We start from the raw sequence: 24,018 nt of genomic DNA on the forward strand, positions 1-24,018 counted from the left end.
AACCGGCCGTTACGCCTCGAAGGATCTTCGTACAGGCGGCTCTCGTCGAGAGCGCCACAGCAATGGACGCACGGCAGCCAGGCATGGCGATATGTCCTCACTCAGGGTCCGCGCCCTGGTTCGACGTGACCGGCGACGAGAGTCTCCTGGCTCCCGGATCCGCAGTTCCCCCGGCCTTCCAACCCGCTCGCGCGTGCCGTGACTTCCGGTGTGGGGGACTGCTCCCCGGTGACAGTGGCGGGACCGCGCCGGATTCGCACCGGCTTCCTCTGCTGTCGCCGTAATTGGCTCCGGCAGTCCACCACGCTCCGCGAACGCCCGTCAACCTGCCGTTGACCTGCGACGGGGCAGTGTGCTGAGCCCCACATCGGGCCGGGCACGCCACAACGGGCCGGACACGCGAGGTGTCCGGCCCGTTGCGGGAGTGCGCGGAGGAGGGCTCAGGCGACGATCAGATAGATCCCGTACGCGACCGCCGCAGCGCACAGCGCGAAACAGACGTACGCACCGGCGCGGGCCAGCAGCAGCGAGCCGCCGGAGCCGCCCTGCGCCGCCGGTTCGGGCTGCTTGGAGAGACCGACGATGCCCAGGGTGAAGAGACCCACCAGCGCGACGGTGACGACGAGGGAGACGCCGAAGACGGAGCCGAGGGCTGCCCAGTCGATTTTCATGCTGAATCCTTAGACGGCCGGCCTAGGCGGCTGACCTAGACGGTGGCGGGTCGCGCCGGCTCCTGGGTGGTTCCGGCCGGGGCCGGAATGGTGGTCTTGAGTTCCTGGGCCGCTGCCTGGGCCGCTGCCTGGGCCGCGGTGAGCGGCGGGCTGACGGCGGCGATGGCCGTGGTGACGACGCCTGCGGGCTCGGGCGTCGGCGCGACATCGCTGTGGCCGACCGGCTTGCGGCGCGACACCAGCCAGATCGCCCCGGAGCCCACGACCAGCAGCGCCGCGACGACAACGACACCCCAGGTGCCCTGCTTGGTGAGGAGTTCCGCGCCCGCGCCCACCAGGCCCGCGGCCGGCAGGGTCAGTCCCCAGGCGACGAACATCCGGGTGGCGGTGGACCAGCGGACCACGCCGCCCTGGCGGCCGAGGCCCGCGCCCATCACAGCGCCGGAGCAGGACTGGGTGGTGGAGAGGGAGAAGCCGAGGTGCGAGGAGGCCAGGATGACCGTGGCCGCACTGGTCTGGGCGGCGAAGCCCTGCGGCGGCTTGAGGTCGGTGAGGCCGCTGCCCATGGTGCGGATGATGCGCCAGCCGCCCAGGTAGGTGCCGAGTGCGATGGCCGTACCGGCACAGACGATGACCCAGACCGGCGGGTTGGAGCCGGGGTGCAGGACGCCACCGGTGACCAGGGCCAGGGTGATGATGCCCATGGTCTTCTGCGCGTCGTTGGTGCCGTGGGCGAGGGAGACCAGTCCGGCCGAGGCGATCTGACCGGCGCGGTAGCCCTTGGCGGTGGCCTTCTCCTGTGCGTCGTTGCGGATCTTCCCGCCGATCCGGTACGTCAGCCTGGTGGCCAGCAGCGCGGCCAGACCGGCGACGATCGGGGCGGCGACCGCGGGGAGCAGCACCTTGGTGACGACGGTGCCGCCGTTGACCGACGACCAGCCGGCCGACATCACGGCGGCGCCGATCAGGCCGCCGAACAGGGCGTGCGAGGAGCTGGACGGCAGTCCGACCAGCCAGGTCAGCAGATTCCACAGGATGGCGCCGACGAGTGCCGCGAAGATGACTTCTGTCCGCAGCCCGTTCTCGTTGATGATCCCGCCGGAGATCGTCTTGGCGACCTCCACCGACAGGAACGCGCCGACGAGGTTGAGAACGGCGGACATGGCCACCGCTGTCTTCGGTTTGAGTGCGCCGGTCGAGATGGTGGTCGCCATCGCGTTGGCGGTGTCGTGGAAACCGTTCGTGAAATCGAACACTAGAGCTGTCACGATCACAATCGCGAGCAGCAGCGTGATGTGTTCCATTTACCCAGGCAATCGTTCGACGTCATTGGCATGTGGACCGTAGGCAACCTGGATGAACGGAAGGTGAACTGAGCGGGGCGCTGTGGTGACTCCAACCGGAGTCGGGCCGTTCCGTTTGCCCTTCGTGGGGCGGTGTGGGCCGGGCGCATGGCCGATTCGGGTGGGGGCGGTGTCGCGGGGCTGGGCACGCACCTCTGCCGCGTGTCGTCAATCACCATGGCTCCGCCACACGCACCCGGCCCCACTCCTTCTTCTACCCCCCATTCGCCGGCCGGTCTTATCCGGCCGATCGCATGTCTGTTCGCCACCCGGGCTGGCAGGATCTCCGTATGAGCGATCAGCAGCGGGACGCGATCGAACGTGCGTGGGGCGGTGTCGTCGCCACCGCCCGCAGGACGGCGGCGGACGGCCTCGTCGTCGGGACCTCGGGAAATGTGTCGGCACGGGTCGGCGGGACGGTCCTGGTCACGCCGAGCGGAGTGCCGTACGACCGGCTTCGCCCCGAGGACGCCGTCGGCGTCGATCTGGAAGGCAACCGCGTTCTCGGCGAACTGGCCCCGACCAGCGAACTCCCGCTCCATCTCGCGGTCTACCGGAACAGCGACGCTGCCGCCGTCGTGCACACCCACGCGGTGCACGCCACGGCCGTCTCCACCCTGGTTCCCGAGGTCCCTTCGGTCCACTACGCCGCCGCCATGCTCGGGGGCCCCGTCCGGGTCGCGGCCTATGCCCGCTACGGGACCGAGGAGCTGGCCGAGAACATGCTCGCCGCCCTGAGGGGCCGTACGGGCTGCCTGCTCCAGAACCACGGAACCGTGACCTACGGAGCGACCCTGGACGAGGCGTACGACAGGACCGCCCAGCTGGAATGGCTCTGCCGGCTCTGGCTCGCCGCGAGCTCCGTCCCCGGACACACCCCGAACCTGCTCTCCCCGGCCCAGCTGCGCGACGTACAGGAGGCACTGAAGGGATACGGACAACCGGGTTGACCCGACCCCTGCCTGTCCCCGCTGTCCGGCTGTCCCGTCCCATCTGCCCGTCCCGCCCCCGCCGGGGCACACCGGACGGCCCCCGTCGGCTGGCCGGGTGTGGCGGACCCCACGACACTGGAGCAGTGCGCCCGGCAACAGTCACGGCAGCAGCCGTCACCACGATCCTCGGCGTCGGTGCGGCAGCGGTCGCGGCCGGCCGGTACGCCAGCGACGCCGCCCTCGGAGCGCCGTCCGGACGACCACTCCCCACCGACCGCGGGATCACCGTGCACGCCACGGCGGCCGGGCAGGTCACCCTGACCCGCTCCTTCGCCGCCCTGCGGCCCGGTACATACGGACTGGTGGCAGACGACGTCCACGCCGTCGTCGGCCCGGTGATGGAACACGCCCACCACGCCCCCGACACCGTCGTCCGCAGACTGGAACGCGTCAACCGCGGCAGCCTGGAAACCGGCGCCAAGGTCCGGATCACCCCACAGCTGCACAGCGGCGACCCCTCCTCGGCCCTCGGCCTCGAGCACAGGGAAGTCGAGATCCCCGGCGAACTCGGCACCCTGCCCGCCTGGTTCCTGCCCGGCGCCCGTGACACCTGGGTGATCACCGTGCACGGCCTCGGCACCACCTGGGAACACCCCATGAACGTCATGGAGTTCCTGCACGATCTGCGCCTGCCCGTGCTCGACCTGGCCTACCGCGGCGATGCCGGAGCGCCGCGTTCTCCGGACGGCCTCACCCACCTCGGCGAATCCGAATGGCGCGACCTGGACGCGGCGATCCGCTTCGCCGTGCGGTACGGAGCCGAGCAGCTCGTCCTGCACGGCTGGTCCACCGGTGCCTCGATGGCGCTGCACGCGGCCGTCAACTCCGCGCTCCGCGGCCGGATCTGCGGTCTCGTCCTCGACTCCCCGGTCCTGGACTGGGTCACCACGCTGCGCGCCCTGGCCCTCGCCCGCGGTGTCCCGACCGCATTGCTGCCGCTCGCCGTCCGCGCCGCCCAGGGACAGACCGGGCTGCGCGGCGCCGGGCTCCTGGACAGCTCCTTCGCACCGGCACTGCATGTCCCGACCCTGATCTTCCACGGCCCGGACGACACCCTGGCCCCCTGGCAGCCGTCCCGCGATCTCGCAGCCCGCCGCCCGGACCTGGTCGCCCTGCGCGCCGTACCGCAGGCTCCGCATGCGGCGATGTGGAATGCCGACCCGGTCCACTACGAAGAGGCCCTGCGCCGCTTCCTCACGCCTCTGATGTGACCCGATGCGAGGGATCGGCCGATTGGTGCCGGACCCCGCCCGCCACCCCCTTCCACCGCGAATTCGGGTTCCGTTTGGGCTTTCGGGCCGTCAGGGGCAAGACTGCTCCCCGTGACGTCCCGTACCCCGCGCGACTCCAGGCTGCGACTTGTCCGCCCGCGACCCCTTGTCACCGCTCGCAAGGCCGTGACCACCCGGCGCACCAGGCCGGCTCCCCGCCCCCCGGAGGGCACCCCGCCCAGGGCGGAACTGGCCCGCCAGGCCAGGACGGTCCTCGCCGACGCCGTACGGATCGCCCGCTGGGCAGCCGAGGGCGCGATCCCCGGCGCGCCGCCACTGGCCACCCAGGCTCTCGAACGGGCCGCGACAGCCCTGGAGTTGTCCCCGGCCCAGGTGCGCTCCGGCTGGGACCGGGCCCGGCTCGCCGGTCTGGTCGAACTGCACGGCGACACCGCACGCCCCGGCTGGCGGCTGCGCGCCTGGGACCGCGACGACTCCGCCGTGCTCCGCGGATGGGTGGCGCTCTTCGACGCGTGGTCGCTCGTCCACCCCGCGCCCGAGGGCATCGAGTCCACCGCGGTCGCAGAGGCCGTCGAGGCCGTGCCGCAGGTGCTCTCCCTCCTCCAGCTCTCGGCGGGTCCGGTCACCGTGCCCGCCCTCCTGGACCTTCTCGGCCAGCGAGTCGCGGAACTCCACGAGGAGCGCTGCGAGGTGCCGTACGGGCCGCAGGCGCTGCCCGCACCGGCCGGATCCGCCCCCGCGGCGCACCCTGCCACCCTGGTCGCCCTTCTTCTCGACTGGGCCCTTGAGGGACTGGCCGCCGTAGGCGCGCTCACCCTCGGCGCCGGACACGCCACCCTCACCCCGCTCGGTAACTGGGCGGTCTGGGTCAAGCTGGAACAGATCTGCGTCGCGGCCCAGAGCCCGGCCGGGAACATCGAGCAGTCCGCCGCCGACATGCTGCTCGGCTGCGCCCGGCTCACCCCCGGCCCGGCCCGCGCCGAATACCGCGCCTGGCTCGCCGCCCGCCCCGTCGGCAGCGCCGTCGCCGAACTCCTCGGCGTCGCACGCGGGGAGGACGCGCTGCTGCGCGGGCTCGCCTTCGAGGCGCTCCGGGTCGTCGGCGCCCCCGCCGAGCCCGAGGTGCGCTCCGTCGTGGGCGACCCTTCGCTGCGCCCCTACGCACTGCTGTGGCTGGCCGAGTACGACGGAACGGACCCCGAGGACGCTCAGGACGTCCTCAGCCGGGAGGAAGCCACCTGGCTCTGGGTCGACACCGCGGCGGCCGTCTCCGACCACGGCGAGACCGGGCTGCTGGTCCGCCATCTCGACTCGGCCGTCCAGGGCACGGTGCCGGCGCTGCTGGACGAGGTACGGGCAGTCGGCCACCCGCGCACCGTGCAGGTCCTGGTGGCCCTGGCCGCCGCGCACCCGGACCCCGCACTGGCCAAAGCGGTGCGCCGGGCCGCGTTCCAGGTGCACACGGGCGGCGCGTAGCGCGGGTGAGTCCGCGCCGGACGGGCTTGGCCCCAAGCCCGTCCGGCCGTCAGTCCGCCGACCCCGGTGCGTACGTCCCGAAGCTCCACACATTGCCCTCCCCGTCCCGCGCCGTGTAGTCGCGCGAGCCGTAGTCCTGGTCCGTGGGCGGCATCAGGATCTCCACCCCGTGCTCCACGGCCCGGGCGTGGTGCGCATCGACCTCGTCCACCACGACGTAGACACCGGCCGGGCCCGCGCCCTGCATCGCCTTGGCGAAGACACCCCCGCGGCCCTTGGAGCCCAGCATCACCCTGCCGTTGCCGCAGGACAGCTCCGCGTGGAGCACCGTGCCGTTCTCGCCCTCGTACACCGCTTCCTGGGTGAAGCCGAGGCCCTCCGTCAGCGTCCTGATCGCGGCCTTCGCGTCGTCGTACAGAATCGTCGGATAGATCGTCGGAACGCTGGCCGGTGCGCCTGCCATTGCGCTCACCCCTTCTCGTACTCCCGTGACCCATTTCTGTGATCTACGTCTCAGTCTTTCATCGGTCGGTGACAACGGCCCGACTCGGCTCAAGAGGCCCGGCCGCAAACGGCCCGGCTCAGCGGAAGGTGTTGCAGCCGGCCATGTCTCCGCTGCGGAAGCCGGTGGTGAACCACTGCTGCCGCTGCGCGGCCGAGCCGTGCGTCCAGGACTCCGGCGTGACCCGGCCCTGGAACTTCCCCTGGATCCGGTCGTCGCATGATGCGCCCGGACCCCGGCGTAACAGTCCGCCCGCAGCTCCACCTTGACCGCATCGCTGTTCGCACCGGTGCGCCTGTCCTGCGAGCGGCTCGGCGTCCCCATGAGGTCGTGCACATGGTGCCCGTACTCATGGGCGACGACGTACGCCTGGGCGAACGGGCCGCCGCTGGAGCCGAACTTCGTCCGCAGTTCGTCGAAGAAACCCAGGTCCAGTAGTCCTGCACGCTGTTGACCAGCGCGACGGTCCGGCAGTCGTCCCTGGTGTTCGCGTCCTGCCCGGTCCGGCAGGACTGCTGCACCTGTGCCGCCGAGGACGCGGTCGCCTTCGTGCCGTGAGCGCATGCGGAAATGCGGTTGCACACCGCCAGTAGAATGACCCGTATGGCAATTCTCCTTGTGCGTGAGTAACGGCGCCGAGTCGTGAGTCCGTAGCCGCCCCGTCCGCCGTCCACACCCGCCCTGGAGTTTTACCGTGATCACCGCTTCCGGCATCGAGCTGCGCGCCGGCGCCCGCATCCTCATCGAGTCCGCCTCCTTCCGTATCGCCAAGGGCGACCGCATCGGCCTCGTCGGCCGCAACGGAGCGGGCAAGACCACTCTCACCAAGTGCCTCGCAGGCGAGGGCAACCCCGCCGGTGGCGCCATCACCCGCTCCGGCGAGGTCGGCTACCTCCCGCAGGACCCGCGCACCGGCGACCTCGACGTACTCGCCCGTGACCGCATCCTCTCCGCCCGTGGTCTCGACGAGATCCTGCGCAAGATGCGTGAGAACGAGGAGCGGATGGCGAACGGCAAGGGCGCCACCCGCGAGAAGGCGATGAAGAAGTACGAGCGCCTGGAGACGGAGTTCCTCACCAAGGGCGGTTACGCCGCCGAGGCCGAGGCTGCCACCATCGCCGCCGCGCTCAGCCTGCCCGACCGGGTGCTCGGACAGCCGCTCCATACGCTCTCCGGCGGTCAGCGCCGCCGCGTCGAGCTGGCCCGCATCCTGTTCTCGGACGCCGACATCCTGCTGCTCGACGAGCCGACGAACCACCTCGACGCCGACTCGATCGTCTGGCTTCGCGACTACCTCAAGACCTACCGCGGCGGCTTCATCGTGATCTCCCACGATGTCGAGCTCGTGGAGACGGTCGTCAACAAGGTCTTCTACCTCGACGCCAACCGCTCGCAGATCGACATCTACAACATGGGCTGGAAGCTCTACCAGCAGCAGCGCGAAGCCGACGAGAAGCGCCGCAAGCGCGAGCGGCAGAACGCCGAGAAGAAGGCCGCGGCCCTCAACTCGCAGGCCGACAAGATGCGCGCGAAGGCCACCAAGACCGTCGCCGCGCAGAACATGGCCAAGCGCGCCGAGCGGCTGCTCTCCGGTCTGGAGGCCGTCCGGGTCTCCGACAAGGTCGCCAAGCTGCGCTTCCCCGAGCCCGCGCCGTGCGGCAGGACCCCCCTGATGGCGGAGGGCCTGTCCAAGTCGTACGGCTCTCTCGAAATCTTCACCGATGTGGACCTCGCCATCGACAAGGGCTCCCGGGTCGTCATCCTGGGCCTCAACGGTGCGGGCAAGACCACGCTGCTCCGGCTCCTCGGCGGTGCCGAGAAGCCCGACACCGGCGAGGTCATCGAGGGCCACGGGCTCAAGCTCGGCTACTACGCCCAGGAGCACGAGACCCTCGACCCGGAGCGCTCCGTCCTGGAGAACATGCGCTCCGCGGCACCCGACCTCGATCTCGTCGACGTCCGCAAGACGCTGGGCTCGTTCCTCTTCTCCGGCGACGACGTCGACAAGCCCGCCGGCGTCCTTTCCGGCGGTGAGAAGACCCGTCTCGCGCTGGCGACCCTGGTGGTCTCCTCCGCCAATGTGCTGCTCCTGGACGAGCCGACGAACAACCTCGACCCGGCCAGCCGTGAGGAGATCCTCGGCGCGCTGCGTACGTACAAGGGCGCCGTCGTCCTCGTCACGCACGACGAGGGAGCGGTCGAGGCGCTTCAGCCGGAGCGCATCATCCTGCTGCCGGACGGTGTCGAGGACCTGTGGGGCGCGGACTACCAGGACCTCGTCGCGCTGGCCTGATCCCGGCCCGGTCACCGTCTGATCCACTTCGTCTGGATCATTCGGCCTACGCGTGATCCATCATCTGCGTGAGTACGTCTCGTACCTCGGCGCGGCGCCCGGCAGGTACCTGCCGGGCGCACCCATTTGGGGCCGCTATCCCCGTGTGGCCCTGACCTGGCGGTTCATCCCGAGCCTGTCCCCACCCGACTCCACAGCCCCATGGAATGCGGGATTCCGGTCGTGTGGGCCCGTTCCCGGGGCGGGAATCCGCTTGCACGGACCTTGCCGAATGGGTGGCCAGGAAGCCTCCGAGGGGTGATCATGAGAGTCCAGAGCGCACTTCCCATGAGGAGGCACGGGTGGCCGAGACTCTGAAGAAGGGCAGCCGGGTTACCGGCGCCGCGCGCGACAAGCTCGCGGCAGACCTGAAGAAGAAGTACGACTCCGGTGCGAGCATCCGGGCGTTGGCCGAAGAGACCGGCCGCTCCTACGGATTCGTCCACCGGATGCTCAGTGAGTCCGGAGTCACGCTGCGTGGACGCGGCGGAGCGACACGAGGCAAGAAGGCCGCCACGGCCTGACGGCCTTCGGCGGATCGGGGCAGGCCGTCCGGCCCGTCCCGGGGCTCACCGGTTTCGGCGGTGGCCACCCGGTCGATCGTGATGTCGATCGGGTGGTTACTGTTCAGTCACTTAGCTCGAAGTGCTGACTGACCCGATCCGGAGGCGCCCCATGACCTCGCTCGACTCTGTGCTCGACAAGGATGGCGTACGACTCACCGTCGATGACGCAGTTGCCACGGTGACCCTCACCAATCCGGCCAAGCGCAACGCTCAGTCCCCCGCTCTGTGGCGGGCGTTGACGGAGGCCGGACGGGCACTGCCCGGCAATGTGCGGGTCGTTGTGCTCCGCGGCGAGGGCAAGTCCTTCTCCGCGGGCCTCGACCGGCAGGCGTTCACCCCTGAGGGGTTCGACGGTGAGCCGTCCTTCCTCGACATGGCGCGCGGCCCGGAGGCCGAGCTCGACGCGACCATCGCCGAGTACCAGGAGGCGTTCACCTGGTGGCGCCGCAACGACATCGTGTCGATCGCGGCCGTCCAGGGGCATGCGATCGGTGCCGGCTTCCAGCTCGCCCTCGCCTGCGATCTGCGGATCGTCGCCGAGGACGTGCAGTTCGCCATGCGCGAGACCAGCCTCGGTCTGGTCCCCGACCTCACCGGCACACACCCCCTGGTCCACCTGGTGGGGTACGCCCGCGCACTCGAGATCTGCGCCACAGGCCGCTTCGTGCACGCCGAGGAGGCCGAGCGCACCGGCCTGGCCAACCTCGTGGTCCCCGCCGACGAGCTGGACGCCGCAGCCCGCGACCTGGCCGGCGCACTGCTGGCCGCCCCGCGCGATGCGGTCGTGGAGACCAAGGCGCTGCTGAGCGGTGCCGTCTCCCGTGGTTACGAGGAGCAGCGCGTTGCCGAGCGCGCCGCGCAGGGCCGCCGTCTGCGCGACCTGGCGGGCATCACCGACTGAGAGGGCTGGGCCCTCGACCGTCGGGTGGGCTCGCTCCTCAGGGCCGCCCGACGGTCAGCTCCGTCCGGTGGTCAGTCCCGCTCCACCACCGCCGTGACCAGGACCGCGACCGAGGGACGCCCCTCCACCGCATCCGCCACCGCGCCCCGCACCGCACACGCCACATCGAGCGCCCGGCGGCCGGAGTCCGTCGCCAGTTCGACCCGTACATGATCCGGGCCCATGTGCACCGCGTTGCCCATTACCCGGGTCAGCGTCACGACACCGGGAACACCCGCGGCGGCCACCCCCGCCACCCCCTCCGGTCTCGCCGGGTGCACCTCGGCCGGTGCGGGCGCACGCCGTTCGGGTGGCGTGTCCAGCAGCTCCGTCACCCGGAGATCCACCTCGGCGACCACCAGGCCCAGCCGGTGCCCGGCCGCCGTCAGCAGCGCCGAGCGCAGAGTCGCGGCCTCGGCGGGCAGCGGTCGGCCCGACATCGCCGACATGGTCGCCTCGATCCGCAGCGGCCCCGGCGGCAGCGCACTCGGCGGCGGTTCCACCTCCGCGTCCGGGGCCCGGTCCGGATCAGCCACGGAGATTCTGAGCTCTCCCAGCACCGGTCCCGGTCCCGGCCCGCCCACCGCGTCGCGCAGCACCCAGGCCACGGCCCGCTCCGAGATCCAGGCCCCGTCCGCCGGACCGCCCAGCGGAAGCAGCCGGCCGAGGCTGAGCCGTTGCCGAACCGCTGCCGCCCATCCGTCGGCCCTGTGCGGGCTGTCAGCCGTCGTCATTTCCCCAGCCTGCCGCATCCACGGCGCGAAACGGGGCAAGCACGCTTAATGTGGGCAACGAGGTTCAACCTGCCCCGAAGGGAAGAGTGGCGATGACCGACACCCCACAGCGGAACCGTCCCGAGAGCCCCGACAAGGAATCGAGCCCGCTCACCAAGCGCGGTGGGGGAGACCCCGCCACCCGCGGCCGTACGACCATCGCCGACGGCGTGGTCGAGAAGATCGCGGGAATGGCGGCACGTGACGTGGTTGGTGTCCATGCGATGGGCAGTGGCCTCGCGCGTACGTTCGGAGCGGTGCGCGAACGGGTGCCCGGGGGCGGGAAGTCCGTCACCCGGGGGGTCAAGGCGGAGGTCGGCGAATCACAGACCGCTCTCGACCTGGAGATCGTCGTCGACTACGGCGTGTCGATCATCGATGTCGCCCGTGACGTGCGGGAGAACGTCATCGCGGCGGTCGAGCGGATGACCGGCCTGGAAGTCGTCGAGGTCAATATCGCGGTCAGCGATGTGAAGCTGCCCGACGAGGAAGAAGAAGGGCCCGAGCCACGTCTCCAGTAGGCCTTCCGACCGAGGCAGTTGAGGAGCACAGGATGAACATGGGTGTGGTCGGCATGGTGGCCGGCATGGCGCTCGGATTCGCCGGGTACTTCGGCGGATTCGGGGCCTTTCTGCTGGTGGCCGCATTGGGGGCGATCGGCTTCATCGTCGGTCGCTTCCTGGAGGGTGACCTGGAGCCCGGCGACTTCTTCCGGAGTCGCGAGCGCGGCGACCGACGGCGGTGACGGCATTGTCGGGGGTGAGCGGCCGGGTCGCGGCCGGTGAGCGCGGGGAGACCCGGATCGCCGACCGGGTGGTCGCGAAGATCGCCGCACAGGCGGCGAAGGAGGCGATCGACGAGCCGCCGAAGGAAGGCGCCTCGCCGCGCGCCACGGTCACCGTGCACCGCGACACTGCCCGGGTCCGGGTGAGCCTGGAGCTCGGATACCCCAGCGACATCGGCCGCCAGTGCGGCGGGGTGCGTCGGCATGTCGCCGAGCGGGTAAAGGCGTTGGCGGGGATGGAAGTGCCCGAAGTCGCCGTACAGGTCGAGCGCCTGCATCCGACGGGAGCGAGCATCGCGGCACAGAGGAGGATCCGATGACCGAGCCCCACGACCCGGAACATCGTACGCAACGGCTGCCCATCACCCGACCCGTCGAACAGGGGGCCGTGCGCGAACCCGACCAGTCCGCGTCGTCCGCCGCCTACGACCCGGGGCCCGCGCAGCAGGAGAGCGGCGGCAGGGCGGGCCGTTTCTGGTCCGCGCGCCGCATTCCCGCGGCGGTCCTCGCCCTGGTGGTCCTCGGCGGCGCCGGTCTGCTGCTCTACGACGTGGCAGCCGTACGGGCCGGCCACCCGGCGATGCGGTGGCGCCGCACACTGGCCGACGAACTCGCCGACCGGCCGCTGGACAACGTCTGGGTGCTGGCCGGCGCCGCGGCCGCCGTGGCGATCGGCCTGTGGCTGCTCGTGCTCGCCGTCACCCCCGGACTCCGCGGCCTGCTGCCGATGCGCCCCGACCACCCCGGCGTACGGGCCGGCCTCGACCGGGCCGCGGCCGCCCTGGTCCTGCGGGACCGGGCCATCGAGGTGTCCGGTGTGCAGTCGGTACGGGTCCGGATGGGCCGGGGCAAGGTCGGGGTTCGCGCGGTGTCGCACTTCCGTGAACTCGACGACGTACGGGCCGATCTGGACACCGCGCTCGGGACCGGCATCAAGGAACTGGGCCTGGCCAGGCCGCCGAGCCTGTCCGTACAAGTCCGCCGTCCGGCCAAGAAGGGGTGAGCCCGTTGCTCAGGATCGTCAACCGGGTACTGCTGGGCCTCGCCGGGCTGGTGCTGATCTGCGGCGGCGGTGCGGTGCTCGCGGCCGGTCTCAGCCTCTCCGTACCGTCCTGGTGGCCCTGGTACGGCAAGGGTGATGTGCTCCTCAGCGAGGCAGAACGGGACCGCTGGCGCGGCGAGGGCTGGTGGTGGCCGGCGGTGATCGCGGTCCTCGCCGTCGTGGTCGTGCTCGCCCTGTGGTGGCTGCTGGCCCAGCTGCGCCGCGCCCGCCTCGCCGAGGTGCTGGTGGACAGCGGCGACGGCGAGGGCGCGCTGCTGCGGGGCCGGGCCCTGGAGGGGGTGCTCGCCGATGAGGCGGGGACCCTGGACGGGGTGGCCCGCGCCCAGGTCGTGCTGACTGGCCGGCGCAGTACGCCGCGCGCCAGGATCCGCCTGCTGATGGAGCCGCACGCGGCGCCGGACGAGGCGCTCGGCCGTCTCACCGACGAGGCGCTGGCCCATGCCCGGGATTCGGCGGGGCTGGCGGAGCTGCCGGCCGAGGTGCGGTTGAGGGCGGTCAGGCACCGTGCGGAAAGGGTGAGTTAGGCCGCCCCCGGGCCGCCCCCATTTGCTGGTCGGTCTTACGGCGATTGCCATGGTCCTCTCGATCGCCGGACGGGCTTGAGGAAGCGAACCCGTCCGGCGATCGAGGACAGAGCGGGCCGGTTCAGAAGCCGTGCCGGGAGCCGCCGTCGACCGGCAGCATGATGCCCGTCAGATACGACGCCGCGGGCGAGAGCAGGAACGCCGCGGTCCGGCCGAACTCCTCCGGCGTGCCGTAGCGCCGCAGCGGAATACGTGCCTCATTGGCCGCACGAGAGGCTTCCGCATCGCCCGAGAGCGCATCCAGCTCACGCACCCGGTCCGTATCGATCCGGGCCGGCAGCACGCCCACCACGCGGATGCCGCGGGGGCCGAGCTCATCGGCCAGGGACTTGGCGAAACCGGCAAGGCCCGGCCGCAGACCGTTGGAGATCGTGAGCCCGGCGATCGGCTCGTGCACGGAGCCGGAGAGCACGAAGCCGATGACACCGCCCACGCCGAGCGTGGCCGCCGCGGCCCTGGCAAGCCGAACCGCCCCCAGGAACACCGACTCGAAGGCCGACTGCCACTGCTCGTCGGTGTTGTCGGCGACGAAGCCGGGCGCCGGTCCACCGACGCTGATGAGTATGCCGTCGAGCCGCCCGAACCGCTCGTGCGCGCTGTCCACCAGACGCTGCGCGGAGGCGGGGTCGGCGTTGTCGGCGGCGAGGCCGACGGCGTCCGGCCCCAGTTCGGCAGCGGCCGCCTCGACGCGCTTCTCGTCCCGGCCGGTGATGATCACCCTCGCGCCGTCCTCGGCCAGCGCCCGAGCCGTGGCGCTGCCCAGCCCCCGGCTCGCTCCGGTGACGATATACACACGGTCCTTCAGTCCAAGATCCATGGGCCCTATCCTGCCGCGTCGGGTTCCAGCGTGTCCTCCCCGGCCAGCGCCATGGCGGTGCCCACCAGTCCGATATGGCTGAACGCCTGCGGGAAGTTGCCGACCTGCCGCCGCCCGACGATGTCGTACTCCTCGGAGAGCAGCCCCACATCATTACGGAGTGCCAGCAGCTGCTCGAAGAGATTCCTGGCCTCATCGGTGCGCCCGGTCAGGCGCAGGGCGTCGGCCAGCCAGAACGAGCACGCCAGGAAGGCCCCTTCGCTGCCGGGCAGCCCGTCGATCGAGGCGCCGTCCGTGCTGTAGCGGCGGACCAGGCAGCCGCTGCCCAGCTCGTCCCGGACCGCGTCGACCGTCCCGACCAGCCGGGGATCGTCCGGCGGCAGGAAACCGGTCCGGGCGATCAGCAGCGTCGCGGCATCCAGATTCCGGGAGCCGTAGGACTGTGTGAAGGTGTTCCGTACCGGGTCGAACCCCTTTTCGCACACCTCCCGGTGCACGGCGCTGCGCATCGCCCGCCACCGGTCGGCGTCGCCGGCCAGTGAGGGGTTCTGCTCCAGGGTGCGTACGGCGCGGTCGGCGGCGACCCAGGCCATCACCTTGGAGTGCACGAAGTGGCGGCGCTGGCCGCGGATCTCCCACAGCCCCTCGTCCGGCTCGCGCCAGGTGGACTCCAGGAAGCCGAGCAGGCTGAGCTGCAGATTCCAGGCGTGCGGCTTGTCGCCCAGGCCCGCCTCGCGCGCGAGCCGCAGCGAGTCGATGACCTCCCCGTACACATCGAGCTGACGCTGGCGGACCGCGGCGTTGCCGATCCGGACCGGGCTGGAGTTCTCGTATCCGCGCAGCCACGGCAGCTCCGACTCGGGCAGTCTGCGTTCGCCCGCCAGGCCGTACATGATCTGCAGGTCGGCCGGGTCGCCGGCGACGGCCCGCAGCAGCCAGTCCCGCCAGGCGGCGGCCTCCTCCAGGTATCCGGCCGAGATGAGGGCGTCGAGGGTGAGGGTGGAGTCCCGCAGCCAACAGAAGCGGTAGTCCCAGTTCCGTACGCCGCCGATCTCCTCGGGCAGCGAGGTGGTGGGAGCCGCCACGATGCCGCCGGTCGGGCCGAAGGTGAGTGCCTTCAGCGTGATCAGTGAGCGGATCACCGCCTCCCGGTACGGGCCCCGGTACTTGCACCGCGCGGACCACTCGGCCCAGTCGGACAGGGTGTTCTCCAGCGCCTCGAACGGCTCGACGAGATCGGGGCGGGGCGAGTGCGAGGGGTGCCAGGTCAGGACGAACGCCACCTGCTCGCCCGCGGAGACGGTGAACGACGAGCGGGTGGAGAACTGCTGGCCCCATGTCTTGACCGGCGGCTCGCTGCGCAGCCAGGCCGAGTCCGGTCCCGCGACCGCCACCCGGTGCCCCTGCGAGCGGCGCACCCACGGCACGACCGAGCCGAAGTCGAACCGCAGCCGGATCACGGAGCTCATCTCGACGGTGCCGCTGACACCCTCGATGATCCGCATGACATCGGGTTCCTGGTCGCGCTGCGGCATGAAGTCGATGACCTTGACCGTGCCGGTACGGGTCTCCCAGAACGTCTCCAGGACGAGGGAGTCACCCGCATAGCCGCGCCGGGTGCAGACGTCCGCGCCCTTCGGGGCGATCCGCCAGTGGCCGTTGTCCTCGTCGCCGAGCAGGGCCGCGAAGCAGGCGCCCGAGTCGAAGCGGGGCAGACAGAGCCAGTCGACAGAACCGTTCCTGCCGACCAGGGCGGCTGTCTGCAGATCGCCGATGAGGGCATAGTCCTCGATGCGTGGGGTCACGTTCTGGCGTGTTCCCGCACCTGTGTCTCCCTAAGCAGCGGGGCACGCCGACATCCGGGCGGAGACGGTGTCAGGCCGTCGCGGGTTCCGGCTGCTCCGGCTGTTCCGGCTTCTTCGGCTCGGAGGCATCCTGCTCCCCGGCGGCGGCCTTGGCCGCCGCCTCCACCCGGTCGCGCTTCTCCCTGCGGGCGAGGACGACGAAGCCGACCGGGACGGCGGCGGCGAACAGCCACCACTGCACGGCGTACGCCATGTGCGGGCCGATCGAGCTGTCGTCGGGGGTCGCGATCAGTTCCGGGGAGTCGCCGGAGGGCTCGGGGCCGGTCTGTTCGATGTAGCCGCCGAGCACGGGCCGGGAGAGCCGCTTGGCCTCCTGGGCGCTGTTGATCAGCATCACCTGGCGGTCCGGCAGGTCCGAGATGTCCTTGATGCCGCTGGCGCTCGTCGTCTCGTCGGCCTTGAGCCGCCCGGTGACGGTCACTTCGCCCTTGGGCACGGCCGGTACGTCGGGGAAGGTGCGCTGGCTGTCGGCCGAGGGCACCCAGCCGCGATTGACCAGGACCGTGCCGCCGCCCTTGAGATCGAGCGGGATCAGTACATGCACGCCGACCCGGCCGTCGGTGGAGGTCCGGCGGCGTACGACCACCTCGTGCGCGGTGTCGTACGTGCCCGTGGCCGTCACCGCTCGCCAGTAGTCGGAGCGCGGGACCGTGTGCCCCGGAGAGGTGAGCGAGGCGACCGGAACCGGTTTCGCCTTGAGGTTGCGGGAGATCAGAGAGTTCTGCGCGACCTTGTGCTCATGTCGGTGCAGCTGCCAGAAGCCCAGCTCGACCATCGTGGGAATCAGGACGAGGGAGAGGAGGGCGAGGATCAGCCACTGCCGGGTCAACAGGAAGCGGTACACCCCATGACGGTACAACTGCGTCATGGGGTGTACCGCGGAGGGGTGGGGGAAGGGGGCGCGGCGGCCGTTGATCAGACTTTGTCGATGATGCCCACCTTCCCCTCGGCGCGGGCGCAGTGACCGCCGCAGAACCAGTGCCCGTCGACCTCGACACCCTGGCCGATGATCTGGACCCTGCAGTGTTCACAGATGGGCGCCATGCGGTGAATGGCGCAGGAGAAGCAGTCGAAGACGTGCACCGCGCCCTGCGCGTGCACCTCGAAGGACATGCCGTAGTCGTTTCCGCAAACCTCGCAACGTGCCATGCGCCACAGGGTGGGACGCAAGGGCGGCGACGGGCGAGCGGCGGGCGGGCGAGTCGCCCCCGGTTCACTCCGATGACGGCGCGCCCGCCCGCGTCGGCGCCGGTGCCACATCGCGCAACAGATGGGTGAACGCGCTCTCGTCCAGAACCGGTGTGCCGAACGACTTCGCCTTGACCGTCTTCGACGTCGCCGAGTCCGGGTCATTGGTGACGAGCAGACTGGTCAGCCGGGACACACTGGTCGCCACATGCAGCCCGGCCTCCACGGCCCGGCCCTCCAGCAGCTCGCGGTCGACGGAGGTGTCCCCGGAGAACGCCACCCGCATGCCCTGCATAAGAGGTTTGTCCTTCTCGTACCGCCCGGGGTTCGGATACGGGCACGCCGGACGCTTGCGTGAGGGACGCCAGCTGTTCTGACCGTACGAAGGCTGGTAGCCGACCCGTGGTGTGACCGGGGAGTCCGACCATTCGGTCAGCGGACGGCACTCCAGCAACGGCAGCCGCACCCCGCCCCGCGCCGCCGCATGCAGACTCGGCCGGAACGCCTCGGCCAGCACCCGGGCGTCGTCCAGGGCATGGTGGGCGCGCTGCTGCACGACTCCGAAGTGCGCGGCCAGCGACTCCAGCTTGTGGTTGGGCAGCGGCAGCCGCAGCTCCTTGGAGAGCGCGATGGTGCACAGCCGCTGCTCGACGGGGGCGGTGACAGAGGCCCGTGCGTACTCCCGGGCCAGCATCGACCAGTCGAAAGCCGCGTTGTGCGCGACGAGCACGCGGTTCGCGAGCCGCTCGGAGAGCTGGGCGGCGACCTGCGGGAAGAGCGGAGCGCCTTCGAGGACATCACTGGTCAGCCCGTGGATCCAGACAGGACCGGGATCACGCTGAGGGTTGACGAGGGTGTACCAGTGGTCCTCGACATTGCCCTGCGAGTCCAGGCGGTAGACGGCGGCGGACACTATCCGGTCGTCCCGTGCGAGTCCGGTGGTCTCCACGTCGACGACCGCGTACCCCTGCGGGTAGGCGGTCGGCCACGGTGCTGCGGTCTGGCGGTCGTCGAGCATGGTCACAGAGAATACGGGCCGCGACCGACAGTCTCCTATTCGGCCGTCTCCCGCCCCCGCGTGCCGGTTCCGCGGCGCGACCCCTGTTGTACGGGGCCCGCCAGCAGCCCCTCCACCAGGGCCCGCACGGAATCCGTGAACAGCCGGTCCGGGTCGGCGGGCCGGGCCAGCGCGCGGGCCAGTGCCGGGTCGTCGTCCGCGGTGGACGCGGCCCACAGATCGCCCTCGCCGGGGGACTGGACGGGGGACCGCTCCCGGTTGCGTTCGACGAGAAGGAAGCCGACGGTCTGGAACTGCACCGCCCGCACCGCCGCGGCCGCCCGCGCCCCGCGCAGCCCCGCGGCGTGCACCTCCTGGACGAGAGCCTGTTGCGCGGGGAGGAACATCCGCTCGGTGAGCCCTCGTTCATGGACCATCGCGATCAGATGCGGCCGGGCCCGCAGTTCGCGACGCAGGCCGCGGGCGACGGAGACGATACGGGCCGCCGGGGTCCGGCCGGCCGGGCGGAGGGTGCCCATCTCCCGCACGGTGCCCTCGACGAGCGCGTCCAGCAGTGATTCACGATTGCCGACATGCCAGTAGATCGACGTGACCGCGGTGCCCAGTTCCGCGGCGAGAGCGCGCATGGTGAGGGCCTGCGGGCCGTGCCGCTTCACCAGGGCGGCGGCCGTACCCAGGACCTCTTCGCGGGTCAGTGACGATCGCGCCACAGCGCTCCTTGATTCTCGAACTCCGTTGTGTGCATGCCTATTTACCCTTCATGGACCTCGGTGTAACTGTGTTACAGAACCGGCACGGAGAACCGGGACACGGAAGACCGAGAAGGGTGGTACGGCATGGCACGTGTACGGTACGGCGCGCGCACCGAGGCCGAGATCGCGGCGGCTCGCGCGGCCCGCTCCACGCTCCCCGACATCTGGTCCACCGGCGTGGTGGCCCTCTGGGAGAGCGACCCCGACGCGGTGGCGGCTGTCATCCCGCCGCCCCTCAAACCCGCAACACGCCCGCTCGTCCGGGCCAACATCAGTACGGTCGAACTCCCCGGCTACCCACTCGGTGCGGGTTCCGTCGCTGTCGCCGCCGTCCATGACGGGCACGAGGGCTGGTATCCGCTCGTCATGCCGATGACCCGTGAACGGGCGCTGACCGGCGGCCGTGAGGTCTTCGGCGAACCGAAGAAGCTCGGCGAGGTGACCGTCGAACGCGACGGCCTCGTCGTCCGGGCCGCGCTCGCCCGGCACGGCATCGCGTTCGTCGAGGTGCGGGGCGTGGTCGACGAGCCGCTCCCGCTGCCCGAGCCGACGGCCAAGCTCGACTTCTACTTCAAATTCCTGCCCGCGGTGGACGGCGAAGGGTTCGACTGCGACCCCGTCCTGATCCACTGCACCCGCCACGAGAAAGTCCGCAGACTGGAACGGATATCGGGCGATGTGGTGTTGCGCGAGTCGATGTACGACCCGGTCGCCGACCTTCCCGTACGACGGCTGGTCGACATCACCATCGGTGAGAAGACCAGCGACCAGCAGGGCAGGGCCGTGGAGCGGGTGAGCGCCGAGGCGCTGCTGCCGTACATCCACCAGCGTTACGACGATCCGCGGCAGATTCATGACGGCCCGCCGGAAGGGAGCGTCCGATGAGACTGGAGGAGGGCCAGGTCGCCGTCGTCACCGGCGCCGCGAGCGGCATCGGCCTCGCGATGGCGCGCAGGTTCGCGGCCGAGGGGCTGAAGGTCGTCCTCGTCGATGTGGAGGAGAGCGCACTCGACAAGGCCGCAGGCGAATTGCGCCAGGACGGTGCGCAGGTGCTGGCCCGGGCCGTCGATGTCGGCGAGCGGGAATCCGTACAGGCCCTGGCCGAAGCCGTGTACGACACCTTCGGCGCCGTGCATGTGCTGTGCAACAACGCCGGTGTCGGCTCCGGGGCCGAGGGCCGGATGTGGGAGCACGAGCCGAACGACTGGAAGTGGGCGTTCGCGGTCAATGTGTGGGGTGTCTTCCACGGCATCCAGGCGTTCGTGCCCCGCATGATCGCGGGCGGCGGCCCCGGCCATGTCGTCAACACCTCGTCCGGCGACGGCGGGATCGCCCCGCTGCCGACCGCCTCCGTGTACGCGGTCACCAAGTCCGCCGTCGTGACGATGACCGAGTCGCTGTACGCGCATCTGAAGGCGCAGGGCGCGCCGGTCGGCGCCTCGGTGCTCTTCCCCGGCCCCCACATGCTCCGTACCGGACTGTGGGAGTCGCACCGCAACCGACCGCAGCGGTACGCCAAGGAGCGCCCGCGCAGGACCCCGTACCGCAGCCTCGACCAGTGGGAGTCCGCCATGCGGGCGGCGGGCCACGAGGTGGAGTTCACCCCGGTGGAGGACGTCGCGGGGGCCGTCGTGGACGGGATACGCGCCGACCGCTTCTGGATGCTGCCGGAGAGCGAGCACAGCGACCGGCAGATCCGCGCCAGGTCGCAGTCGATGCTCGACCGGGCCAACCCGTCGTACCTGGAGAACTTCATACTCGACTGAGGAGCGAGCCATGACCGACGATCCGTACCTGATCATCTCCTCCGACTGCCATGCCGGGCTGCCCACCGAGGAGTACCGGCCCTATCTCGACCCCCGCTTCCACCGGGACTTCGACGACTTCCTTGCCGGGCGCGACCGCCGCCGCGAGGAGATGACCCGCCTCGGGGTGCGCAACGAGGCCTTCGCCGACAAGTGGTTCCACGACAACGAGGAAGGCCTGAAGGGCGGTTGGGACGCCGCCCGGCGCCTGAAGGAACTGGACGGCGACGGGGTGGCGGCCGAGGTCGTCTTCCCCGACGCGGACGCCGTGGACAGCCGGACCGCCGCCCCGTTCGGCGTGGGCCTCGGACTCTCCGGCGACCAGGACCCGGAACTGGGCATGGCGGGCGCGCAGGCCCACAACCGCTGGCTCGCCGACTTCGTCTCGCAGAACCCCGAACGCCACTGCGGGGTCGCCCTGTTGCCCGTCACCGGCGAGGTCGACCGGGTTGTCGCGGAGATCCACCGGGCGAAGGAGTCCGGACTCGGCGCGCTCATGATCCCCTCCATGTGGGTGGACAAGGCCCCGTACCACGACCGCCGTTACGACCCCGTGTGGGCGGCCGCCGCCGAGACGGCCATGCCGGTGGTCACGCACTCCGGTGCGGCCCCGCGCCACGAGTACGGCGACCACCTCGGCATCTACGTCTCCGAGGTCACCTGGTGGCCGTCCCGCCCGCTCTGGTTCCTGCTCTGGTCGGGCGCCTTCGAACGCCACCCCGGGCTGAGGTTCGGCGTCGCCGAGTCCGGATGCTGGTGGCTGCCGAACCTCCTCTGGTTCATGGACCGGCTCTACCTCGGCGCCCACGGCGGAAAGAAACTCTCTCCGTTCGCCGAGCTGAAGCGGCCCCCGCACGAGTACCTGGACCGCCAGGTCTTCATCTGCGCCACCAACACCAAGCGCCGCGAACTCGCCCAGCGGTACGAGATCGGCGTCGACAACATCCTGTGGGGCAGCGACTTCCCGCACCCCGAAGGCACCTGGCCGAACACGGCGAACTGGTTGCGCAACACCTTCCACGACATCCCGGTGGCCGAGACCCGCCGGATGCTGGGCCTCGCCGCCGCGGAGGTCTTCGGCTTCGACACGGCGAAGCTCGCGCCGATCGCCGAGCGCATCGGCCCGACACCCGAGGGCCTGGGCCAGAGCGCCGACCAGACGGCGGTCGAGGCGTCCTGGGCGCGCTCGCGAGAGGTCGGCCGGCACTGGCTGACCGACCACGACTTCCCGGTCCTGGGGGCCGGCTGATGTCCCGCGAGCGCTACACCGTCATCTCCGCCGACTGCCACGCGGGCGCCGACCTCCTCGACTACAAGCCGTACCTGGAGACCAAGTACCACGGCGATTTCGACGCCTGGGCGGCCGGCTACGTCAATCCGTACGAGGACCTCCTCGCCGACACCGCCGACCGCAACTGGAACTCCGCACGTCGCGTCGCGGAGCTGGAGACGGACGGCATCGTCGCGGAGGTCGTCTTTCCCAACACCATCCCGCCCTTCTTCCCTTCTGCCTCCCTGATGGCGCCCGCGCCGTCGCAGGGGGAGTACGAACAGCGCTGGGCCGGCCTGCGCGCCCACAACCGCTGGCTCGCCGACTTCTGCGCGCAGGTGCCGGGCCGGCGGGCGGGCGTCGCGCAGATTCTCCTCAACGACCCGGCGGAGGCGGTCCGCGAGGTCCGCCGCACCAAGGAGGCGGGGCTCACCGGAGGCATCCTGCTGCCGGGCGCCCCGCCGGGGTCCGGCATCCCGGAGCTGTACTCCCAGGTGTACGACCCGCTGTGGGCGGTCTGTGAGGAGCTGGACGTACCGGTGAACCACCACGGCGGCTCGGCCTCCCCGCCGCTCGGCGACGAACCGGCGGCGCGCGCCGTCTTCATGGTGGAGACGACCTGGTTCTCCCACCGGGCGCTGTGGCACCTGATCTTCGGCGGGGCTTTCCGCCGCCATCCCGGACTGAAACTGGTCCTCACCGAACAGGGCTCCGGCTGGATCCCGGGTGTCGTGGAGATGCTGGACTACTACCACGGACGGCTGGTCGCGGCGGCGGCCAGGGCACCCACCGCCGAGTCCAAATTCGGTGCGGGGCTCGCCGCTTCGATGGGGGCGAGCCCCGGCGAGGTCTGGCGCGACAACTGCTATGTCGGCGCCAGCTTCATGCGGCCGCACGAGGTGCCGCTGCGCGACCGGATCGGCATCGACAAGATCATGTGGGGCAGCGACTACCCGCACGACGAGGGGACCGCCCCGTACTCACGGGAGGGCCTGCGGATCGCGTACGCGGGCCTGCCGCCCGAGGAGATCGCGGCGATGGCCGGTGGCAATGCCGCGCGCGTCTACGGGTTCGACCTGGCAGCGCTCGACCGCATTGCGGCGGAGGTCGGCCCGACGGTCGAGGAGATCGCCGAGCCGCTGAAGGAGGTTCCGCCCGACGCGACCAGTCCCGCCTTCGCGCGGGGCGGGTCGGTACGCGTCTGGTGACCGAGTCGGGTGAGACCATCCCCGGGTGACGAATACCCAGGCGCACGACGAACCGCACGGCAACGGACTCGGCGCGCGGCTGAACTGGCTGCGCGCCGCGGTGCTCGGTGCCAACGACGGCGTGGTCTCCACCGCGGGCCTGGTCGTCGGCGTGGCCGGCGCCACCGGCGACCGCGGCGTCCTGCTCACGGCGGGCCTGGCCGGGCTGCTGGCCGGGTCCATGTCGATGGCGGCGGGCGAGTATGTATCGGTCTCCACCCAGCGCGATTCGGAGCGGGCCGCGCTGGCGACGGAGAAGCAGGAGCTGGCGGAGGCCCCCGAGGCGGAACTCGTCGAACTCACCGGTTTGTTGGAGGGCAAGGGGCTGAGCCGGGAAGTCGCCCGCGAGGCCGCCCTCCAGTTGACCGAACGCGATGCGCTGCGCGCCCACGCCGTGGTCGAGCTGGGCATCAACCCGGACGAGCTGACGAACCCGTGGCATGCGGCGGGGGCGAGCTGCCTGGCGTTCACGGTGGGTGCGTTGCTGCCCTTGTTGGCGATCGTGCTGCCCCCGTCGTCGCTGCGGCTCCTTGTGACCGTGCTGTCGGTACTGGCGGCGTTGGCACTGACGGGCTGGTGGAGCGCACGGCTGGGCGACGCGAGGGTGGGACCCGCGGTGCTGCGGAACATGGGCGGGGGAGCGGTGGCGATGGCGGTCACCTATGCGGCGGGGGAGCTGCTGGGGGCGGTGGGGGTTTAGGGCCAATGCCGTTCGGTTAGCCATCTGACGGGCTTGGCAACGTGCTGATCTCGATGTGGACGGTGGTCCTGTGGGTGCGGTGGTCGATGTCGCGGCCG

Annotated in this window: 26 protein-coding genes, 1 pseudogene and 1 riboswitch; of the genes and pseudogenes, 16 read left to right on the forward strand and 11 right to left on the reverse strand. The window is 71.0% G+C overall.

Going from position 1 to position 24,018, the window contains the following annotated elements:
• Window positions 1-139: 139 nt before the first annotated feature.
• A riboswitch (cobalamin riboswitch) is annotated at window positions 140-270 on the reverse strand.
• 170 nt (window positions 271-440) lie between these two features.
• Window positions 441-671, reverse strand: coding sequence for a hypothetical protein (locus ABTZ94_RS08035; protein WP_351198662.1), 231 nt, complete (start codon window positions 669-671; stop codon window positions 441-443).
• Window positions 672-706: 35 nt separating this feature from the next.
• Window positions 707-1,975 (reverse strand): inorganic phosphate transporter, encoded by a 1,269-nt coding sequence (locus tag ABTZ94_RS08040; RefSeq protein WP_351198664.1) that lies wholly within the window; start codon window positions 1,973-1,975, stop codon window positions 707-709.
• 329 nt (window positions 1,976-2,304) lie between these two features.
• Between ABTZ94_RS08040 and ABTZ94_RS08045 the strand changes: the two genes are divergently transcribed.
• From ABTZ94_RS08045 to ABTZ94_RS08055, 3 genes are all read left to right on the forward strand, one after another.
• Window positions 2,305-2,964, forward strand: a complete 660-nt coding sequence (locus ABTZ94_RS08045; protein ID WP_351198666.1) for a class II aldolase/adducin family protein — start codon at window positions 2,305-2,307, stop codon at window positions 2,962-2,964.
• A gap of 125 nt (window positions 2,965-3,089) precedes the next feature.
• Window positions 3,090-4,217 (forward strand): alpha/beta hydrolase, encoded by a 1,128-nt coding sequence (locus tag ABTZ94_RS08050; RefSeq protein ID WP_351198668.1) that lies wholly within the window; start codon window positions 3,090-3,092, stop codon window positions 4,215-4,217.
• A 186-nt stretch (window positions 4,218-4,403) separates the two neighbouring features.
• Window positions 4,404-5,714, forward strand: coding sequence for a hypothetical protein (locus tag ABTZ94_RS08055; protein WP_351198707.1), 1,311 nt, complete (start codon window positions 4,404-4,406; stop codon window positions 5,712-5,714).
• 49 nt (window positions 5,715-5,763) lie between these two features.
• On the opposite strand, the gene ABTZ94_RS08060 is transcribed toward ABTZ94_RS08055, so the two are convergent.
• Window positions 5,764-6,177, reverse strand: coding sequence for a VOC family protein (locus ABTZ94_RS08060; RefSeq protein WP_351198670.1), 414 nt, complete (start codon window positions 6,175-6,177; stop codon window positions 5,764-5,766).
• A gap of 118 nt (window positions 6,178-6,295) precedes the next feature.
• Window positions 6,296-6,761, reverse strand: a pseudogene (locus tag ABTZ94_RS08065) (neutral zinc metallopeptidase); the annotation flags it as partial.
• A gap of 149 nt (window positions 6,762-6,910) precedes the next feature.
• Here ABTZ94_RS08065 and ABTZ94_RS08070 point away from each other — a divergent pair.
• The 3 genes from ABTZ94_RS08070 to ABTZ94_RS08080 all read left to right on the forward strand — a co-directional run bounded on the left by ABTZ94_RS08070 (window position 6,911) and on the right by ABTZ94_RS08080 (window position 10,015).
• Complete coding sequence (locus ABTZ94_RS08070; RefSeq protein ID WP_351198672.1) at window positions 6,911-8,509, forward strand: ABC-F family ATP-binding cassette domain-containing protein; 1,599 nt, start codon at window positions 6,911-6,913, stop codon at window positions 8,507-8,509.
• A 341-nt stretch (window positions 8,510-8,850) separates the two neighbouring features.
• On the forward strand, window positions 8,851-9,072 hold the full coding sequence (locus ABTZ94_RS08075) for a helix-turn-helix domain-containing protein (RefSeq protein WP_018518904.1): 222 nt from the start codon (window positions 8,851-8,853) through the stop codon (window positions 9,070-9,072).
• A 151-nt stretch (window positions 9,073-9,223) separates the two neighbouring features.
• Window positions 9,224-10,015, forward strand: coding sequence for an enoyl-CoA hydratase/isomerase family protein (locus tag ABTZ94_RS08080; RefSeq protein WP_351198674.1), 792 nt, complete (start codon window positions 9,224-9,226; stop codon window positions 10,013-10,015).
• 71 nt (window positions 10,016-10,086) lie between these two features.
• Here ABTZ94_RS08080 and ABTZ94_RS08085 read toward each other — a convergent pair whose 3' ends face one another.
• Window positions 10,087-10,788, reverse strand: coding sequence for a hypothetical protein (locus tag ABTZ94_RS08085; RefSeq protein ID WP_351198675.1), 702 nt, complete (start codon window positions 10,786-10,788; stop codon window positions 10,087-10,089).
• A gap of 92 nt (window positions 10,789-10,880) precedes the next feature.
• Here ABTZ94_RS08085 and ABTZ94_RS08090 point away from each other — a divergent pair, with 92 nt between their 5' ends.
• From ABTZ94_RS08090 to amaP, 5 genes are read left to right on the forward strand one after another with little or no spacing between them, the layout of a single operon-like run.
• Window positions 10,881-11,348 (forward strand): Asp23/Gls24 family envelope stress response protein, encoded by a 468-nt coding sequence (locus ABTZ94_RS08090; protein ID WP_351198677.1) that lies wholly within the window; start codon window positions 10,881-10,883, stop codon window positions 11,346-11,348.
• Between the two features lie 32 nt (window positions 11,349-11,380).
• A complete protein-coding gene (locus tag ABTZ94_RS08095) occupies window positions 11,381-11,572 on the forward strand; it encodes a hypothetical protein (RefSeq protein WP_351198679.1) in 192 nt (63 codons plus the stop codon).
• 5 nt (window positions 11,573-11,577) lie between these two features.
• Window positions 11,578-11,931 (forward strand): Asp23/Gls24 family envelope stress response protein, encoded by a 354-nt coding sequence (locus ABTZ94_RS08100; protein WP_351198709.1) that lies wholly within the window; start codon window positions 11,578-11,580, stop codon window positions 11,929-11,931.
• The gene (locus ABTZ94_RS08105; protein ID WP_351198681.1) at window positions 11,928-12,614 is read left to right on the forward strand and encodes a DUF6286 domain-containing protein; all 687 of its coding nucleotides are present in this window, start codon (window positions 11,928-11,930) and stop codon (window positions 12,612-12,614) included. The genes ABTZ94_RS08100 and ABTZ94_RS08105 overlap by 4 nt, the downstream gene beginning before the upstream one ends.
• A gap of 5 nt (window positions 12,615-12,619) precedes the next feature.
• A complete protein-coding gene (gene amaP / locus ABTZ94_RS08110) occupies window positions 12,620-13,198 on the forward strand; it encodes an alkaline shock response membrane anchor protein AmaP (protein ID WP_502967206.1) in 579 nt (192 codons plus the stop codon).
• Between the two features lie 121 nt (window positions 13,199-13,319).
• On the opposite strand, the gene ABTZ94_RS08115 is transcribed toward amaP, so the two are convergent.
• The 6 genes from ABTZ94_RS08115 to ABTZ94_RS08140 form a co-directional block, all read right to left on the reverse strand.
• Window positions 13,320-14,075 carry an SDR family oxidoreductase gene (locus ABTZ94_RS08115; RefSeq protein ID WP_351198685.1) on the reverse strand — a complete coding sequence of 252 codons (756 nt, stop codon included), beginning with the start codon at window positions 14,073-14,075 and terminating at the stop codon, window positions 13,320-13,322.
• Between the two features lie 5 nt (window positions 14,076-14,080).
• Window positions 14,081-15,880: a glycoside hydrolase family 15 protein gene (locus ABTZ94_RS08120; protein ID WP_351198687.1), complete on the reverse strand. Its 1,800-nt coding sequence runs from the start codon at window positions 15,878-15,880 to the stop codon at window positions 14,081-14,083.
• Between the two features lie 70 nt (window positions 15,881-15,950).
• The gene (locus tag ABTZ94_RS08125) at window positions 15,951-16,784 is read right to left on the reverse strand and encodes an SURF1 family cytochrome oxidase biogenesis protein (protein WP_351198711.1); all 834 of its coding nucleotides are present in this window, start codon (window positions 16,782-16,784) and stop codon (window positions 15,951-15,953) included.
• A 71-nt stretch (window positions 16,785-16,855) separates the two neighbouring features.
• Window positions 16,856-17,089, reverse strand: coding sequence for a metallothionein (locus ABTZ94_RS08130; protein ID WP_072482991.1), 234 nt, complete (start codon window positions 17,087-17,089; stop codon window positions 16,856-16,858).
• A gap of 64 nt (window positions 17,090-17,153) precedes the next feature.
• Complete coding sequence (locus tag ABTZ94_RS08135) at window positions 17,154-18,152, reverse strand: DEDDh family exonuclease (protein WP_351198689.1); 999 nt, start codon at window positions 18,150-18,152, stop codon at window positions 17,154-17,156.
• 29 nt (window positions 18,153-18,181) lie between these two features.
• Entirely contained in the window at window positions 18,182-18,856 is a 675-nt protein-coding gene (locus ABTZ94_RS08140; RefSeq protein ID WP_351198691.1) for a TetR/AcrR family transcriptional regulator, read from the reverse strand.
• 126 nt (window positions 18,857-18,982) lie between these two features.
• Here ABTZ94_RS08140 and ABTZ94_RS08145 point away from each other — a divergent pair, with 126 nt between their 5' ends.
• The 5 genes from ABTZ94_RS08145 to ABTZ94_RS08165 are packed head-to-tail and all read left to right on the forward strand — an operon-like array spanning window position 18,983 to window position 23,920.
• Window positions 18,983-19,783, forward strand: coding sequence for an acetoacetate decarboxylase family protein (locus tag ABTZ94_RS08145; protein ID WP_351198693.1), 801 nt, complete (start codon window positions 18,983-18,985; stop codon window positions 19,781-19,783).
• On the forward strand, window positions 19,780-20,664 hold the full coding sequence (locus tag ABTZ94_RS08150; RefSeq protein ID WP_351198695.1) for an SDR family NAD(P)-dependent oxidoreductase: 885 nt from the start codon (window positions 19,780-19,782) through the stop codon (window positions 20,662-20,664). The genes ABTZ94_RS08145 and ABTZ94_RS08150 overlap by 4 nt, the downstream gene beginning before the upstream one ends.
• Before the next feature lie 10 nt (window positions 20,665-20,674).
• The gene (locus tag ABTZ94_RS08155) at window positions 20,675-21,952 is read left to right on the forward strand and encodes an amidohydrolase family protein (protein WP_351198697.1); all 1,278 of its coding nucleotides are present in this window, start codon (window positions 20,675-20,677) and stop codon (window positions 21,950-21,952) included.
• On the forward strand, window positions 21,952-23,181 hold the full coding sequence (locus ABTZ94_RS08160) for an amidohydrolase family protein (RefSeq protein WP_351198699.1): 1,230 nt from the start codon (window positions 21,952-21,954) through the stop codon (window positions 23,179-23,181). Before ABTZ94_RS08155 ends, ABTZ94_RS08160 begins: the two co-directional genes overlap by 1 nt.
• Window positions 23,182-23,206: 25 nt before the next feature.
• Window positions 23,207-23,920 carry a VIT1/CCC1 transporter family protein gene (locus tag ABTZ94_RS08165; protein ID WP_351198701.1) on the forward strand — a complete coding sequence of 238 codons (714 nt, stop codon included), beginning with the start codon at window positions 23,207-23,209 and terminating at the stop codon, window positions 23,918-23,920.
• Window positions 23,921-24,018 lie beyond the last annotated feature (98 nt).

Origin of the sequence: Streptomyces sp. NPDC002785 (assembly GCF_040295565.1) — a bacterium.
GTDB lineage: Bacteria > Actinomycetota > Actinomycetes > Streptomycetales > Streptomycetaceae > Streptomyces.

Coding starts and splice junctions, on each gene's coding strand:
- ABTZ94_RS08035 (WP_351198662.1), bottom strand. CDS start 671: ATGAAAATCGACTGGGCAGCCCTCGGCTCCGTCTTCGGCGTCTCCCTC.
- ABTZ94_RS08040 (WP_351198664.1), bottom strand. CDS start 1,975: ATGGAACACATCACGCTGCTGCTCGCGATTGTGATCGTGACAGCTCTA.
- ABTZ94_RS08045 (WP_351198666.1), top strand. CDS start 2,305: ATGAGCGATCAGCAGCGGGACGCGATCGAACGTGCGTGGGGCGGTGTC.
- ABTZ94_RS08060 (WP_351198670.1), bottom strand. CDS start 6,177: ATGGCAGGCGCACCGGCCAGCGTTCCGACGATCTATCCGACGATTCTG.
- ABTZ94_RS08080 (WP_351198674.1), top strand. CDS start 9,224: ATGACCTCGCTCGACTCTGTGCTCGACAAGGATGGCGTACGACTCACC.
- ABTZ94_RS08085 (WP_351198675.1), bottom strand. CDS start 10,788: ATGACGACGGCTGACAGCCCGCACAGGGCCGACGGATGGGCGGCAGCG.
- ABTZ94_RS08090 (WP_351198677.1), top strand. CDS start 10,881: ATGACCGACACCCCACAGCGGAACCGTCCCGAGAGCCCCGACAAGGAA.
- ABTZ94_RS08095 (WP_351198679.1), top strand. CDS start 11,381: ATGAACATGGGTGTGGTCGGCATGGTGGCCGGCATGGCGCTCGGATTC.
- ABTZ94_RS08105 (WP_351198681.1), top strand. CDS start 11,928: ATGACCGAGCCCCACGACCCGGAACATCGTACGCAACGGCTGCCCATC.
- ABTZ94_RS08115 (WP_351198685.1), bottom strand. CDS start 14,075: ATGGATCTTGGACTGAAGGACCGTGTGTATATCGTCACCGGAGCGAGC.
- ABTZ94_RS08130 (WP_072482991.1), bottom strand. CDS start 17,089: ATGGCACGTTGCGAGGTTTGCGGAAACGACTACGGCATGTCCTTCGAG.
- ABTZ94_RS08145 (WP_351198693.1), top strand. CDS start 18,983: ATGGCACGTGTACGGTACGGCGCGCGCACCGAGGCCGAGATCGCGGCG.
- ABTZ94_RS08150 (WP_351198695.1), top strand. CDS start 19,780: ATGAGACTGGAGGAGGGCCAGGTCGCCGTCGTCACCGGCGCCGCGAGC.
- ABTZ94_RS08155 (WP_351198697.1), top strand. CDS start 20,675: ATGACCGACGATCCGTACCTGATCATCTCCTCCGACTGCCATGCCGGG.
- ABTZ94_RS08160 (WP_351198699.1), top strand. CDS start 21,952: ATGTCCCGCGAGCGCTACACCGTCATCTCCGCCGACTGCCACGCGGGC.